The following is a 13,759-nucleotide window of genomic DNA, read 5'->3' as shown; positions in this document are numbered from 1 at the left end:
ACCCGATTGCTATGTTGCTGATTCCGGCCATCGACCTCAAAGACGGTCAGTGTGTGCGCCTCAAACAGGGCGATATGGACCAGGCCACGATTTTCTCCGAGGACCCGGCGGCGATGGCCCGCAAATGGGTCGATCTCGGCGCCCGGCGGCTCCATCTCGTCGACCTGAACGGCGCATTCGCCGGCAAGCCGAAGAACCTCGAGGCGATCGAAGCGATCCTCGACGAAGTCGGCGACGAAATCCCGGTCCAGCTCGGCGGCGGCATCCGCAGCCTCGAGACGATCGAGAAGTATCTCGACGCCGGCCTGTCCTACGTGATCATCGGCACCGCGGCCGTGAAGAACCCGGGCTTCCTGCAGGACGCGTGCACCGCGTTCTCCGGCAGCATCATCGTCGGGCTGGACGCGAAGGACGGCAAGGTCGCGACCGACGGCTGGAGCAAGCTGACCGGCCACGAGGTGATCGACCTCGCGAAGAAGTTCGAGGACTACGGCGTCGAATCGATCGTCTACACGGACATCGGCCGCGACGGGATGCTGCAGGGCATCAACATCGACGCGACCGTGAAGCTCGCGCAGGCGGTCGGCATCCCGGTGATCGCATCGGGCGGCCTGTCGAACCTCACGGACATCGAGAGCCTGTGCGAGGTGGAAGAGCACGGCGTCGAAGGCGTGATCTGCGGCCGGGCGATCTACTCCGGCGATCTCGATTTCGCGGCCGCGCAAAAGCGCGCGGACGAACTGAACGGCGAACTCGACAACGCGTAACCGCGTCCGTCCCGTTCGCCGGGGCCGCCCGCGGGCGGCCCCGACCGGAAGCCTCGCGCGAGGCTTCCGCAACCGGCCGTCCCAGCGCGGCATTTGGCGCAACATCATGGCTCTAGCTAAACGCATCATCCCCTGCCTGGACGTGACCGCCGGGCGTGTCGTCAAGGGCGTCAATTTCGTCGAGCTGCGCGACGCCGGCGACCCCGTCGAAATCGCCCGCCGCTACGACGACCAGGGTGCCGACGAACTGACCTTTCTCGACATCACCGCGACGTCCGACCAGCGCGACCTGATCCTGCCGATCATCGAAGCCGTCGCATCGCAGGTCTTCATTCCGCTGACCGTCGGCGGCGGCGTGCGCGCCGTCGAGGACGTGCGGCGCCTGCTGAACGCGGGCGCGGACAAGGTCAGCATGAATTCATCGGCGGTCGCGAATCCGCAACTCGTGCGCGACGCGGCCGACAAGTACGGCTCGCAGTGCATCGTCGTCGCGATCGACGCGAAGCGCGTGTCGGCCGACGGCGAGACGCCGCGCTGGGAAGTGTTTACGCACGGCGGCCGCAAGAACACGGGCCTCGACGCGATCGAATGGGCGCGCAAGATGGCCGAGTTCGGCGCGGGCGAGATCCTGCTCACGAGCATGGACCGCGACGGCACGAAATCGGGCTTCGACCTCGCGCTCACGCGCGGCGTGTCGGACGCGGTGCCGGTGCCGGTGATCGCATCGGGCGGCGTCGGCTGCCTGCAGGATCTCGCGGACGGCATCAAGGACGGCCGCGCCGACGCGGTGCTGGCCGCGAGCATCTTCCACTACGGCGAGCACACGGTCGGCGAGGCGAAGCGCTTCATGTCCGACCAGGGCATCGCGGTGAGGCTGTGATGAATACCGAAACGAAATCCTTGCCCGCGTGGCTCGACAAGGTCCGTTGGGACGACAACGGCCTCGTGCCGGTGATCGCGCAGGAAGCGTCGACGAACGACGTGCTGATGTTCGCGTGGATGAACCGCGAGGCGCTCGCGAAGACGATCGAGACGCAGCGCGCGGTCTATTATTCGCGTTCGCGCAAGCGCCTGTGGTTCAAGGGCGAGGAGTCGGGCCACGTGCAGCACGTGCACGAGGTGCGGCTCGACTGCGACGAGGACGTCGTGCTGCTGAAGGTCGAGCAGGTGTCGGGCATCGCGTGCCACACCGGCCGGCATTCGTGCTTCTTCCAGAAATTCGAAGGTACGGTGGACGGCGGCGACTGGGTCGCGGTCGAGCCGGTGCTGAAAGATCCCGAACACATCTACAAATGACGCAATCGACCGAAGACACGCTGCTGCGCCTCGCGGCCGTGATCGACAGCCGCAAGGGCGGCGATCCCGATCAATCGTACGTATCGCGCCTGTTCCACAAGGGCGACGACGCCGTGCTGAAGAAGATCGGCGAAGAGGCGACGGAAGTCGTGCTGGCCGCGAAGGACGTGCGCCAGGGCGGCGCGCCGAGCGCGCTCGTCGGCGAGGTGGCCGACCTGTGGTTCCACTGCCTCGTGATGCTGTCGCATTTCGACCTGAGCCCGGCCGACGTGATCGCCGAGCTCGAGCGCCGCGAAGGCTTGTCGGGCATCGAGGAAAAAGCGCTGCGCAAGCGCCGCGAGCGCGAGGAAAACGGCGGCTGACGAACAGGGCCCGCCGCGGTGGCAACAGTGCGGTAAGCTGTAAGAATTGTCATCTAACGGGGGTAGCATCATGAACGATACGTCGAACCAGTTTCCGACGCCGGCGGTGCCGGGCGCCGCGGATGCCGAGCGCCTGAACGGGCTGCGCACGCTGACCCACGTGCTGTACGGTCTTTACGCGTTTCACTGGCTGACGGGCGGCGTCACGGGCATCATCGCGATCATCATCAACTACGTGAAGCGCGGCGACGTGGCCGGCACGCCGTACGCCGATCACTTCGAGTGGCAGATCCGCACGTTCTGGCGCGCGCTGATCGCCTACGTGATCGGGTTCGCGCTGATGTTCGTCGTGGTCGGATTCGTCGTGATGTTTGTCACGTGGATTTGGACGCTGTACCGTATCATCAAGGGTTGGCTGTACCTGAACGACAACAAGACGCTCGATCCGCAGGCGTGGTTCTGACCGGCCGCACGCGGGCGTTTGCAGGAGCAACATGAGTCACGATCCGAATTGCCTGTTCTGCAAGATTGCGGCAGGCGAGATCCCGAGCACGAAGGTGCACGAGGACGACGAATTCGTCGCGTTCCGCGACATCCGCCCGGCGGCCGACACGCACGTGCTCGTGATTCCGCGCCGGCACCTGCCGACGCTGTCGGCGGCGGTCGACGCCGATGCGCCGATGCTCGGCCGGCTGATGCTGCTCGTCGCGCGTCTGGCCGACCAGCTCGGCGTCGCGTATACGGGCGGCGAAACCGGTTTTCGCACGGTGATCAACACGGGCCCGGGCGGCGGGCAGGAGGTCTACCACCTGCACGCGCATATCCTGGCCGGCCCGCGCCCGTGGCAACGGATGGGTTGACGACGCGGGGCGTTTCCCCGCATCCGATAGTCGAAGCCGGCGCGCCGCCGGCGATTTACGCCGCACCGCGGCGTGGTTGAGGAGAGGTTTCATCATGGGTGGATTGAGCATTTGGCACTGGCTGATCGTGCTGCTGATCGTCGCGCTGGTTTTCGGTACGAAGAAGCTGCGCAACATCGGCAACGATCTCGGCAGCGCCGTGAAGGGTTTCAAGGACGGCATGAAGGAAGGCGAAACGCCGGCCGACGCGCAGCAACTGCCGCGTTCGGGCGCGGTCGACGTCAACGCGAAGGAAACGACGCGTTCCGATTCGAACAAGGCGTAACGCCGGCACGCTGAGGCATTCGCGATGCTGGATCTCGGTCTTTCAAAGATGGCGCTGATCGGCGTCGTCGCGCTCGTCGTGCTCGGCCCCGAGCGCCTGCCGCGCGTCGCGCGTACGGCAGGCGCGCTGTTCGGCCGCGCGCAGCGGTACATCAACGACGTGAAGGCCGAGGTCTCGCGCGAAATCGAACTCGACGCGCTGCGGACGATGAAGACCGATTTCGAATCGGCCGCGCGCAATGTCGAGACGACGATTCACGATAACCTGCGCGAGCACGAGAAGGAACTGAACGACACGTGGCATTCCGCGGTCGGCGGTCTCAACGAAGGCTCGGTCGATGCCGGCCTGCACGGTAGCGACACGCCCGCGGCGCCGTCGTGGCGTGGCGGCAGCCCGGCCGCGCTTGCGCCGAAGCGTCGCAACTGGCGCATCAAGCAGGCGGCGACGCCTGTCTGGTACAAGCGCGCGACGACCCGCCGCACGCACGTGCAGTCGGGCGCCGCGCGTGTCGCGCGCCACCAGCCGGCCAGCCTGCGCCGGCCGACGCGCTTCTTCTGAGTCGAGCGCATGCTCGCTCGTCAATCCTACCGAGGGCCGGTGTGAGCGACCCCCAGCAGAACCCGGGCGACGCCCCGGAAGAAACCTTCATTTCCCATCTCGTCGAGCTTCGCGATCGCATCATTCGCGCGGGGCTGGCCGTGATCGTCGTGTTCGTCGGGCTCGTGTACTGGGCGCCGGACATCTTCAAGCTGCTCGCGCGGCCGTTGATGGAGAACCTGCCGAAAGACGGCAAGATGATCGTCACCGACGTCACCGGCTCGTTCTTCGTGCCGATGAAGGTCACGATGCTCGTCGCGCTCGTGATCGCGCTGCCGATCGTGCTGTACCAGATCTGGGCGTTCGTCGCGCCGGGGCTGTACCAGCACGAGAAGAAGCTCGTCACGCCACTCGTCGGCAGCAGCTACGTGCTGTTCCTGTGCGGGATGGCGTTCGCGTACTTCCTCGTGTTCCCGACGATCTTCCGCGTGATGGCGCATTACAACGCGCCGCTCGGCGCCGAGATGACGACCGACATCGACAACTACCTGAGCTTCGTGCTCGGGATGTTCATCGCGTTCGGGGTCACGTTCGAGGTGCCGATCGTCGTCGTGCTGCTCGTCAGGATGGGCGTGCTGTCCCTGAAGAAGCTGAAGGAGATGCGGCCGTACGTGATCGTCGGCGCATTCGTGGTCGCGGCGGTCGTCACCCCGCCGGACGTGTTCTCGCAACTGATGCTCGCGCTGCCGCTGATCGTGCTGTTCGAGATCGGCCTGTTGGCCGCGCGGTTCTTCGTGCCGAAGAAGCCGGTAGAAGAGGGCGAGGCGGGGAACGGCGAAGCCGCGAGTTGACGGCGCGGCGCCGGGGCGGCTTTCCGGCCCGGCCGGAGGCGCCCGGTACCGCGGTGGGCCGCCAGCCAGCGCATCGCAAAGCTACCTTCCGGCACCGGACGTCGTTTGAAGCAAAGCAAAAGGGCAGCCAACCGGCTGCCCTTTTCCGTTTCCGCGTCGCATCATGACCGGCAGGCGGCGTGCCGCCCGCCGACCGTCATTCGCTATCGCCGTCCTGCTCGTCGAGCGTCTGCTTCGGCGGCGGCGGGCGCTTGCCGATCACGACGTTCACGTCGAACTGCTTGCCCTTGCGTACGACGTGCACCTTGGTCGGCGTGCCCGGCTTGATCTGCGCGACGACGTTCAGCAGCTTCGTCGTGTCGGTGATGTCCTCGCTATTGACGCTCACCAGGATGTCGCCCGGCTTGATGCCGGCCTTGTCGGCCGGGCCGCCTTGCAGCACGCCCGCGACGATCGCGCCCGATTTCTGCTGGAGCCCGAACGACTCGGCGATTTCCGGCGTGACGTCCTGCGGCTCGACGCCGATCCAGCCGCGCGTGACCGAACCCGTCGTGATGATGCTTTCGAGCACCGTGCGGGCGGTCGAAACCGGAATCGCGAAACCGATGCCGAGCGAGCCGCCCGAGCGCGAGTAGATCGCCGTGTTGATGCCGAGCAGATTGCCGTTCACGTCGACCAGCGCGCCGCCGGAGTTGCCGGGGTTGATCGGTGCGTCGGTCTGGATGAAGTTCTCGAACGTATTGATGCCGAGGTGGTTGCGGCCGAGCGCGCTGATGATCCCCATCGTGACCGTCTGGCCGACGCCGAACGGGTTGCCGATCGCGAGCACGACGTCGCCGACGCGCGACTGGTCGGAGCGGCCGAGCGTGATTGTCGGCAGGTTCGTCATGTTGATCTTCAGCACCGCGAGATCGGTTTCGGGATCGCTGCCGATCACCTTCGCGGTGCCCGTTCGGCCGTCGGCGAGCGCGACTTCGATCTGGTCGGCGCCGTCGACGACGTGCTGGTTCGTTAGAATGTAACCTTCAGGGCTCACGATAACGCCCGAGCCGAGGTTGGCGGCCGGCTCGTCCTGCTGCTTGCGGGCGTTGCGGTCGCCGAAGAAGTAGCGGAACAGCGGATCCTTCGCGCGCGGGTCGGGCGGCAGCGAGCCGTCCTTGCTGGAGAACACGTTGACGACGGCCGGCATCGCCTTCTGCGCGGCTTCGGCATACGACGTGGTCGCCGGAGCGCCGCCGATGCCCGGCGCGACCTCGCGCAGCGCGACGATCGGCGTGGCGAGCTGCTTGCCGAGCTGTCCTTGCCGTTGCAGCCATTGCGGCTTGAGCGTCACGACGATGAACATCAGCGCGAGCAGTATGGTTACCGCCTGCGCGAAGAACAGCCAGAAGCGTCTAAGCATCTGAATGGATTAGAGGTTTATATGGATCGGATCGAACTCGAATTGTACTTGAACAATACCCTTGAAACCGCGCGCTTCAAGGACTATTGCCCGAACGGCCTCCAGGTCGAAGGGCGCCGCAAGATCGAGAAGATCGCCACCGGCGTGACGGCGTCGGTCGCGTTCCTCGAAGCCGCGCTCGAATGGGGGGCGGATGCCGTGCTCGTCCATCACGGCTATTTCTGGCGCAACGAGGCGCCGCAGATCACCGGCCGCAAGTATCAGCGGCTGAAGCTGCTGCTCGCGAACGACCTGAACCTGTTCGCGTTCCACCTGCCGCTCGACGCGCATCCCCAACTGGGCAACAACGCGCAGCTCGGCGAAAAGCTCGGCCTGATCGGCGAGCAGCGTTTCGGCGAAGGCGATCTCGGCTGGATGGCGACGCTGCCGATGCCGGTCACGCTCGAGCATTTCGTCGCGAAGGTCGAGCGCACGCTCGGCCGCACGCCGCTCGTGCTCGGCGATCCCGACACGCAGCTGCGCCGCATCGCGTGGTGCACGGGCGCCGCGCAGAGCTACTTCGACGCGGCGATCGACGCCGGCGCGGACGTGTTCCTGACCGGCGAGGTGTCCGAGTCGACCACGCACGCGGCCGCGGAAAGCGGCGTCGCGTTCGTTGCGGCGGGGCACCATGCGACCGAGCGCTACGGAATCCAGGCGCTGGGGCGCCACTTGTCCGAGGAATTCGATCTCGAACACCTTTTTATCGATATTCATAATCCGGTCTGAGCGACGGATTTGCGGCGGTGCATCGAAATTTCTCTATGTAGCATCCGCTTAAAAGCGAAATGATTTAATCGCTCCGATAGTGGGGGATAACCCTTAACTATCAAACACTTCGAAGGGATTTTCATCTCCGGGCCTTGTAAATGGCGACTCCATTCGCGCAAACTAGCGGCGGAATGGAAAGTCGTGACGGAAAATCCAACTCAGAAGTGGGGCGTGTGATGCGAGACAAGGAAGAGAAACGCGTCGACAGCGGCCGCCGTACCTGGCTGATTGCGACATCCGTAGCAGGTGGCGTAGGAGGCGTAGCCACCGTCATACCTTTCGCGGCGTCGCTTGCGCCGTCCGCGAAAGCGAAAGCGGCCGGTGCACCGGTCGAGATCGATATCAGTGGCCTGAAGCCCGGCGAAATGGTCACCGTGCCGTGGCGCGGCAAACCCGTCTGGATCCTGAATCGCACCGATTCGATGCTGGCCGACGTGGTCAAGGCCGACAAGGAAGTGGCCGATCCGACCACGAAATCCCCGTATTCGATGCCGTTGCCCGCGTATTGCGCGAACGAATATCGGGCACGGGCCGATCGCAAGAACATTCTCGTCGTGATGGCCGTGTGTACGCATCTCGGCTGCACGCCCAGCCAACGCTTCACGCCGGGTCCGCAGCCGAACCTGCCGGACGACTGGCCGGGTGGTTTCCTGTGCCCGTGTCACGGTTCGACCTACGACCTCGCCGGTCGCGTGTTCAAGAACAAGCCGGCGCCTCAGAATCTCGACATCCCGCCCTACATGTTCACGTCGGCGACGACCCTCGTGATCGGCAAGGACGAGAAAGGAGAAGCGTGATGGCCGCCGACAACAAGGAAGTCTCCACGACAGGTTTCACCGGCTGGATCGACCAGCGCTTCCCGCTCACGTCCACCTGGAAGAAGCACGTATCCGAGTACTACGCGCCGAAGAACTTCAACTTCTGGTACTTCTTCGGCTCCCTCGCGCTGCTGGTGCTCGTGAACCAGATCGTCACGGGCATCTTCCTGACGATGAACTACAAGCCCGACTCGACGCTCGCGTTCGCGTCGGTCGAGTACATCATGCGCGAGGTGCCGTGGGGCTGGCTGATCCGCTACATGCACTCGACCGGTGCGTCGATGTTCTTCGTGGTCGTCTACCTGCACATGTTCCGCGGGCTGCTGTACGGGTCGTACCGCAAGCCGCGCGAGCTCGTGTGGATCTTCGGCTGCGCGATCTTCCTGTGCCTGATGGCCGAGGCGTTCTTCGGCTACCTGCTGCCGTGGGGCCAGATGTCGTTCTGGGGCGCGCAGGTGATCGTGAACCTGTTCTCGGCGATCCCGTTCGTCGGCCCGGACCTGTCGCTGTGGATTCGCGGCGACTATGTCGTGTCCGACGTCACGCTGAACCGCTTCTTCGCGTTCCACGTGATCGCGATCCCGCTCGTGCTGGTCGGCCTCGTCGTCGCGCACCTGGTCGCGCTGCACGAAGTCGGGTCGAACAACCCGGACGGCATCGAGATCAAGGCGAAAAAGGACGAAAACGGCATTCCGCTCGACGGCATCCCGTTCCACCCGTACTACTCGGTGCACGATTTCCTCGGCGTGTGCGTGTTCCTGATGGTGTTCGCGCTGATCGTGTTCTTCTCGCCGGAGATGGGCGGCTACTTCCTCGAGGCGAACAACTTCGTCCCGGCGAACCCGCTGCAGACGCCGCCCGAGATCGCGCCGGTCTGGTACTTCACCGCGTTCTACGCGATGCTGCGCGCGACCACCGACCCGTTCAAGATCGTGCTGATGATCGTGATCGCGCTGCTCGGCGTGCTCGCGCTGATCCGCGCGCGCGGCAAGTGGAAGATCGGGCTGCCGGTGCTGGCCGCCGCGATCGTCGTGTTCATGTATCTGACCGAGTCGAAGTTCTGGGGCGTCGTCGTGATGGGCTCGGCGGTGATCTCGCTGTTCTTCCTGCCGTGGCTCGACCGCAGCCCGGTGAAGTCGATCCGCTACCGGCCGCTGTTCCACAAGGTGTTTCTCGGAATCTTCGTCGCGGCATTCCTGACCCTCGCGTTCCTCGGCACGCGGCCGCCGTCGCCGGCGGCGACGCTGATCGCGCAGTTCTGCGCGTTGGTCTACTTCGCGTTCTTCCTCGGCATGCCCGTCTGGACGCCGCTTGGCACGTTCAAGCAGCCGCCGGAACGGGTACGCTTCAAGCCCCATTAACGTGAGCGAGGAGAGAACGACATGAAGAAACTGCTTTCGACACTCGCGCTGATCGGGGCCACCGCCTGTGCGCTGCTGGCGGCGCCGGCCGTGCGGGCGGAAGGTAATTTTCCGCTCGACCGGGCGCCCGATAACACGGAAAATCTCGTTTCGCTTCAGCACGGCGCGCAATTGTTTGTAAACTATTGCCTGAACTGCCACAGCGCGAACCTGATGCGCTACAACCGTCTGACGGATCTGGGCATATCCCAGAAGGAGATCGAAACGAATCTCCTGTTCACGACCGACAAGGTCGGGAACACGATGTCCGTGGCGATGCGGCCCGACGACGCGAAGAACTGGCTCGGCACCACGCCGCCCGACCTGTCGGTCGAGGAGCGTGCGCGCGGCCGCGACTGGCTGTACACGTATCTGCGGAGCTTCTACCGCGACGATACGCGGCCGACCGGCTGGAACAACGCGGTGTTCGAGAACGTCGGCATGCCCCATGTGTTGTGGCAGCTGCAGGGGCAGCGCGTTGCCAAATTCGAAGACAAGACGGACGAGGAGACGGGCGAGAAGGCCCACGTGCTCGTCGGCTTCCAGCAGGTCACGCCGGGCACGCTGTCGTCGCCCGACTACGATGCTGCGGTGGCCGACCTGGTGGCCTATATGACATGGATGTCCGAGCCGGCCCAGCAGACCCGCAAGCGCCTCGGCGTGTGGGTGCTGATCTTTCTCGGTGTCCTGACTTTCCTGGCCTGGCGGCTCAATGCCGCGTACTGGAAAGATATCAAGTAAACACGCCTGACCGGCGTGGGGCCGGCGCAAGGCGGAACCCGTGAAAGGGGTTTCGCCGCGTGCCGGCCCTCGGCTTTTTTGAGGAAACGCAAATATGATGGTTCTGTATTCCGGCACAACTTGCCCGTTCTCCCAGCGTTGCCGGCTGGTGCTGTTCGAGAAGGGCATGGACTTCGAAATCCGCGACGTCGACCTGTTCAACAAGCCGGAAGACATTTCGGTGATGAACCCGTACGGTCAGGTGCCGATCCTGGTAGAGCGCGACCTGATCCTGTACGAATCGAACATCATCAACGAGTACATCGACGAGCGCTTCCCGCATCCGCAACTGATGCCGGCCGACCCGGTGCAGCGCGCCCGTGCGCGCCTGTTCCTGCTCAACTTCGAGAAGGAACTGTTCGTCCACGTCAGCACGCTCGAGAACGAGAAGGGCAAGGCGGCGGAGAAGAATCACGAGAAGGCACGCCTTGCGATCCGTGATCGCCTGACGCAGCTCGCGCCGATCTTCGTGAAGAACAAGTACATGCTCGGCGAAGAGTTCTCGATGCTCGACGTCGCGATCGCACCGCTGCTGTGGCGCCTGGATCACTACGGCATCGAGCTGTCGAAGAACGCCGCGCCGCTGATGAAGTACGCCGAACGGATCTTCAGCCGTCCGGCCTACATCGAAGCACTGACGCCGTCCGAAAAGGTCATGCGTCGTTAATGTTGCAATGAAGGCATGACGGAGCGGGCGGCGGCGTGCCGCGCGCCCGCTCCGGGTTCGAGGATTGTGATGCAAGAGATTTCAACGAAGCCTTATCTGCTGCGCGCGTTGTACGAGTGGTGCACCGATAACGGTTACACGCCGCATATCGCGGTGAGGGTCGACAACTCGACGCGCGTGCCGCGTCAGTTCGTGCGTGACGGCGAGATCGTGCTCAACATCAGCTTCGAGGCGACGAGCCAGTTGCAGATGGGCAACGAGTGGATCGAGTTCACGGCCCGGTTCTCCGGGAAGGCGCACAAGATCGAGATTCCGGTGGCCAACGTGCTCGCGATCTACGCGCGCGAGAACGGGCAGGGCATGGCGTTCCAGGTCGATGCGGTTGCAGGCGAGGGTGCGGATTCGGGTGCGTTCGACGATGACGCCGCGCCGGCCGATGACGCGCAGCGCGACGAGTCCGTATCGCCGTTGGCGCCCGTCGCCGACAGCGGGGCGAACGAGGAGCCGTCCGAAGGCGCCGACGAACCGCCGAAAACCGACGGCGACGGCTCGAAAGGCGGCAGCAGACCTCGCCTCAAGATCGTGAAATGAGGTAGAATCTCGCGCTACGCCGGCTTAGCTCATCTGGTAGAGCAGTTGATTTGTAATCATCAGGTGGCGGGTTCGAGTCCTGCAGCCGGCACCAATAAAATCAAGGGGTTACGTGATTTTCACGTAACCCCTTGTGCTTTTTGGGCGCTGAAAAGTACAGTTTCGGTACACTGCTTGGATCTGGGGCGGCTGAATATCGTGCCGTTGACCATCGCAGGGCTATCGGACTGGGACTGTTTTGTGACGACAAGTACAAGTAATTCCGAGGGGGAAGGGCGTTCGCAGCCCAATGTCGCAGCACGCATGGGCGCCTACCTCGCTGAGCACATATTCGAAGGGATCGCCTTAGTATTCACGATGGCCGCTGCGCTGAACTATGCGGTCGGGCGGTCGTATCTTGACGGCTGGGCGGAGACGGCTGGCGTCCCTAGCATGATGTTTCAGCCGGACTTGTACGACACAATGCTGGCCGGAGTGAGGCTCCAGAGTGTCTGGCGCACGGTGGCCGTTGTTATTGTGGTATCGATTCTCTATCTGTGGCTGAATGTCGTTGGCCCGGATTGGTGGACTGGCCGACATTCGGTTGCCACGCGTCGCCGTCAGCGGCAGGATGGATGTGACCAACTGGGACTGCGCCGACGATATGCTTGGGCTGCGAGGTCGGCGAGCAAGGAGGTGCCCGCAGAGGACTACGATGCCATCGCCGAGCGTTCGAGGTGGCGAGTTCTTGGTCGCAGAGGCGTATGTCGTATGGCACGGAACGCGCGTCGTACGCGTAGCGCGAAGCCGCCGCGGCTGATTACCCTTGCCGTGATTCTCACCGGGTCGGTTACGCTGATTGCGGCAGGCGTCTACACCCTCTTTCTGACCATGTTGCTTGATCCGGCAAAGACGGATGGGGCTCGGGCCTTCGCCAAGGTCTATACGGCAGTTACCGGGCACATCCCATACCAATATCCAGCGACGATGGTTTCCAAGAGCGCTCTCCAGAACTGGGCCTGCGAAGGCCGTTCAGCTCTTTCACAATACCGGTCAGTGCTGCTAGCGGATCCAGAGGTTTCGGGCGCGCAGAAAGAGGTCTTGTACCTGCTGCAGGGTTTTGGCAGCACTTTTGTGCTGTTGGGCGAGAAGGGCTCCGTGATCAGGTCATTTGGGGATGCTCCATTTAGCTTGCCTGAGTCACCGGCTCGCCCGTTGTCAGCGTTGGCCAAAGCTTGCAAATAGGATCGAGATGGCTACGATCGTCAAGACGACCTCCGGGACTTGGAAAGCCGTCATCCGCAAGACCGGCTGGCCGACCGCGGCTAAAACTTTTCGCACTAAACGTGATGCCGAGGACTGGGGGCGTCGGACAGAAGATGAGATGGTTCGAGGCGTCTACCTGTCGCGTGCACCGTCCGAAAAGCTCACGGTGTCGTCCGCGCTGAAGCGGTATATGGAAGAGGTGTCAGTTACCAAGAAGGCGACCACGCAGCGCAGCGAGAGCTTTTCTGCGAAGCACCTCGAGGCGTTTTTCGGGAAGTATTCGATGGCGGCCGTCAGTGCCGAGCTCGTTGCCAAGTATCGCGATGAACGCCTCGCGGCCGGCAAATCAAACAACACGGTTCGTCTCGAGCTGGCAATGCTCGGGCATCTCTTCCGGATGGCGATTCAGGAGTGGGGAATTGGCCTGACGTTCAATCCAGTCGCCAACGTTCGCAAGCCGAGTCCCGGTGCCGGCCGGGACCGGCGATTGAGCCGTGACGAACAGCAACGTCTCTTCGCGGCCGCCGACGCCCATAGCAACCCGATGCTCGGCTGGATCGTGCGGCTTGCCGTCGAAACCGGCATGCGATCGTCCGAGATCACTGGCTTATGTCGCCCGCAAGTAGATTTGGATCGACGGATCGTGACTCTCAGGGATACAAAGAACGGATCCAGTCGTTTGGTCCCGCTGACGCGTGAGGCGGCCGAAGTTCTCCGCGCGGCGCTGGATAATCCGATACGGCCCATCGACACCGATCTCGTGTTTTTTGGCGAGCCAGGGCGAGACGGGAAGCGTAAGCCGTATGTGTTCCAGAAGCTCTGGACCGGCATCGTTCGCGACCTCGGGATGGCCGACCTGCATTTCCACGATCTGCGACATGAGGCAGTCAGTCGGCTTGTTGAAGCGGGTTTGAGCGATCAAGAGGTTGCCTCGATTAGCGGCCATAAGTCGATGCAAATGCTCAAGCGTTACACACATCTGCGAGCTGAGGATCTGGTGCAGAGGCTCGATAGTCTTCGGCGAGCTTGATTGATTGCGCCTAAGTGA

18 protein-coding genes and 1 tRNA gene are annotated in these 13,759 nt (G+C 63.6%); 18 read left to right on the top strand and 1 reads right to left on the bottom strand.

Features of this window, described 5'->3' with window-relative positions:
- Window positions 1-11 precede the first annotated feature (11 nt).
- The 9 genes from hisA (at window position 12) to tatC (ending at window position 4,998) form a co-directional block, all read left to right on the top strand.
- Window positions 12-767 carry a 1-(5-phosphoribosyl)-5-[(5-phosphoribosylamino)methylideneamino]imidazole-4-carboxamide isomerase gene (hisA, locus tag J8I33_RS22615; RefSeq protein ID WP_006477123.1) on the top strand — a complete coding sequence of 252 codons (756 nt, stop codon included), beginning with the start codon at window positions 12-14 and terminating at the stop codon, window positions 765-767.
- Between the two features lie 106 nt (window positions 768-873).
- Entirely contained in the window at window positions 874-1,647 is a 774-nt protein-coding gene (gene hisF, locus J8I33_RS22610; RefSeq protein ID WP_050013123.1) for an imidazole glycerol phosphate synthase subunit HisF, read from the top strand.
- Entirely contained in the window at window positions 1,647-2,063 is a 417-nt protein-coding gene (hisI, locus tag J8I33_RS22605; protein WP_011546604.1) for a phosphoribosyl-AMP cyclohydrolase, read from the top strand. The genes hisF and hisI overlap by 1 nt, the downstream gene beginning before the upstream one ends.
- Window positions 2,060-2,425, top strand: coding sequence for a phosphoribosyl-ATP diphosphatase (locus tag J8I33_RS22600; protein ID WP_011546603.1), 366 nt, complete (start codon window positions 2,060-2,062; stop codon window positions 2,423-2,425). Before hisI ends, J8I33_RS22600 begins: the two co-directional genes overlap by 4 nt.
- Before the next feature lie 70 nt (window positions 2,426-2,495).
- A complete protein-coding gene (locus tag J8I33_RS22595) occupies window positions 2,496-2,888 on the top strand; it encodes a hypothetical protein (protein ID WP_050013122.1) in 393 nt (130 codons plus the stop codon).
- Between the two features lie 31 nt (window positions 2,889-2,919).
- Window positions 2,920-3,285 carry a histidine triad nucleotide-binding protein gene (locus J8I33_RS22590; RefSeq protein WP_050013121.1) on the top strand — a complete coding sequence of 122 codons (366 nt, stop codon included), beginning with the start codon at window positions 2,920-2,922 and terminating at the stop codon, window positions 3,283-3,285.
- Between the two features lie 94 nt (window positions 3,286-3,379).
- Window positions 3,380-3,610 carry a Sec-independent protein translocase subunit TatA gene (tatA, locus tag J8I33_RS22585; RefSeq protein WP_006477115.1) on the top strand — a complete coding sequence of 77 codons (231 nt, stop codon included), beginning with the start codon at window positions 3,380-3,382 and terminating at the stop codon, window positions 3,608-3,610.
- A gap of 24 nt (window positions 3,611-3,634) precedes the next feature.
- Window positions 3,635-4,168 carry a Sec-independent protein translocase protein TatB gene (gene tatB, locus J8I33_RS22580; protein ID WP_209939103.1) on the top strand — a complete coding sequence of 178 codons (534 nt, stop codon included), beginning with the start codon at window positions 3,635-3,637 and terminating at the stop codon, window positions 4,166-4,168.
- A 41-nt stretch (window positions 4,169-4,209) separates the two neighbouring features.
- Window positions 4,210-4,998, top strand: a complete 789-nt coding sequence (tatC, locus tag J8I33_RS22575) for a twin-arginine translocase subunit TatC (RefSeq protein ID WP_050013119.1) — start codon at window positions 4,210-4,212, stop codon at window positions 4,996-4,998.
- Window positions 4,999-5,194: 196 nt separating this feature from the next.
- Here the strand turns inward: tatC and J8I33_RS22570 are convergent, their stop codons facing one another.
- Complete coding sequence (locus J8I33_RS22570) at window positions 5,195-6,400, bottom strand: Do family serine endopeptidase (RefSeq protein WP_050013118.1); 1,206 nt, start codon at window positions 6,398-6,400, stop codon at window positions 5,195-5,197.
- A gap of 21 nt (window positions 6,401-6,421) precedes the next feature.
- Between J8I33_RS22570 and J8I33_RS22565 the strand changes: the two genes are divergently transcribed.
- The 9 genes from J8I33_RS22565 (at window position 6,422) to J8I33_RS22525 (ending at window position 13,741) form a co-directional block, all read left to right on the top strand.
- The gene (locus tag J8I33_RS22565) at window positions 6,422-7,168 is read left to right on the top strand and encodes a Nif3-like dinuclear metal center hexameric protein (RefSeq protein WP_209939102.1); all 747 of its coding nucleotides are present in this window, start codon (window positions 6,422-6,424) and stop codon (window positions 7,166-7,168) included.
- A 218-nt stretch (window positions 7,169-7,386) separates the two neighbouring features.
- Window positions 7,387-8,007 (top strand): ubiquinol-cytochrome c reductase iron-sulfur subunit, encoded by a 621-nt coding sequence (gene petA, locus J8I33_RS22560; RefSeq protein ID WP_050013116.1) that lies wholly within the window; start codon window positions 7,387-7,389, stop codon window positions 8,005-8,007.
- Entirely contained in the window at window positions 8,007-9,389 is a 1,383-nt protein-coding gene (locus tag J8I33_RS22555) for a cytochrome bc complex cytochrome b subunit (RefSeq protein WP_050013115.1), read from the top strand. Before petA ends, J8I33_RS22555 begins: the two co-directional genes overlap by 1 nt.
- Window positions 9,390-9,410: 21 nt before the next feature.
- Window positions 9,411-10,169 carry a cytochrome c1 gene (locus tag J8I33_RS22550; RefSeq protein ID WP_006477108.1) on the top strand — a complete coding sequence of 253 codons (759 nt, stop codon included), beginning with the start codon at window positions 9,411-9,413 and terminating at the stop codon, window positions 10,167-10,169.
- 94 nt (window positions 10,170-10,263) lie between these two features.
- Window positions 10,264-10,875 carry a glutathione S-transferase N-terminal domain-containing protein gene (locus J8I33_RS22545; RefSeq protein ID WP_006400565.1) on the top strand — a complete coding sequence of 204 codons (612 nt, stop codon included), beginning with the start codon at window positions 10,264-10,266 and terminating at the stop codon, window positions 10,873-10,875.
- Window positions 10,876-10,944: 69 nt separating this feature from the next.
- Entirely contained in the window at window positions 10,945-11,466 is a 522-nt protein-coding gene (locus J8I33_RS22540; RefSeq protein ID WP_124557212.1) for a ClpXP protease specificity-enhancing factor, read from the top strand.
- 18 nt (window positions 11,467-11,484) lie between these two features.
- A tRNA-Thr gene (locus J8I33_RS22535) sits at window positions 11,485-11,560 on the top strand.
- Window positions 11,561-11,769: 209 nt separating this feature from the next.
- A complete protein-coding gene (locus J8I33_RS22530) occupies window positions 11,770-12,690 on the top strand; it encodes a hypothetical protein (protein WP_209939101.1) in 921 nt (306 codons plus the stop codon).
- Between the two features lie 7 nt (window positions 12,691-12,697).
- Complete coding sequence (locus J8I33_RS22525; protein ID WP_209939100.1) at window positions 12,698-13,741, top strand: site-specific integrase; 1,044 nt, start codon at window positions 12,698-12,700, stop codon at window positions 13,739-13,741.
- Window positions 13,742-13,759 lie beyond the last annotated feature (18 nt).

The sequence above is a fragment of the Burkholderia sp. AcTa6-5 genome, assembly GCF_017815075.1.
Lineage (GTDB): Bacteria > Pseudomonadota > Gammaproteobacteria > Burkholderiales > Burkholderiaceae > Burkholderia > Burkholderia sola.
The sequence above is the reverse complement of the archived record's forward strand: the minus strand, read 5'-3'. Positions and strand labels throughout refer to the sequence as shown.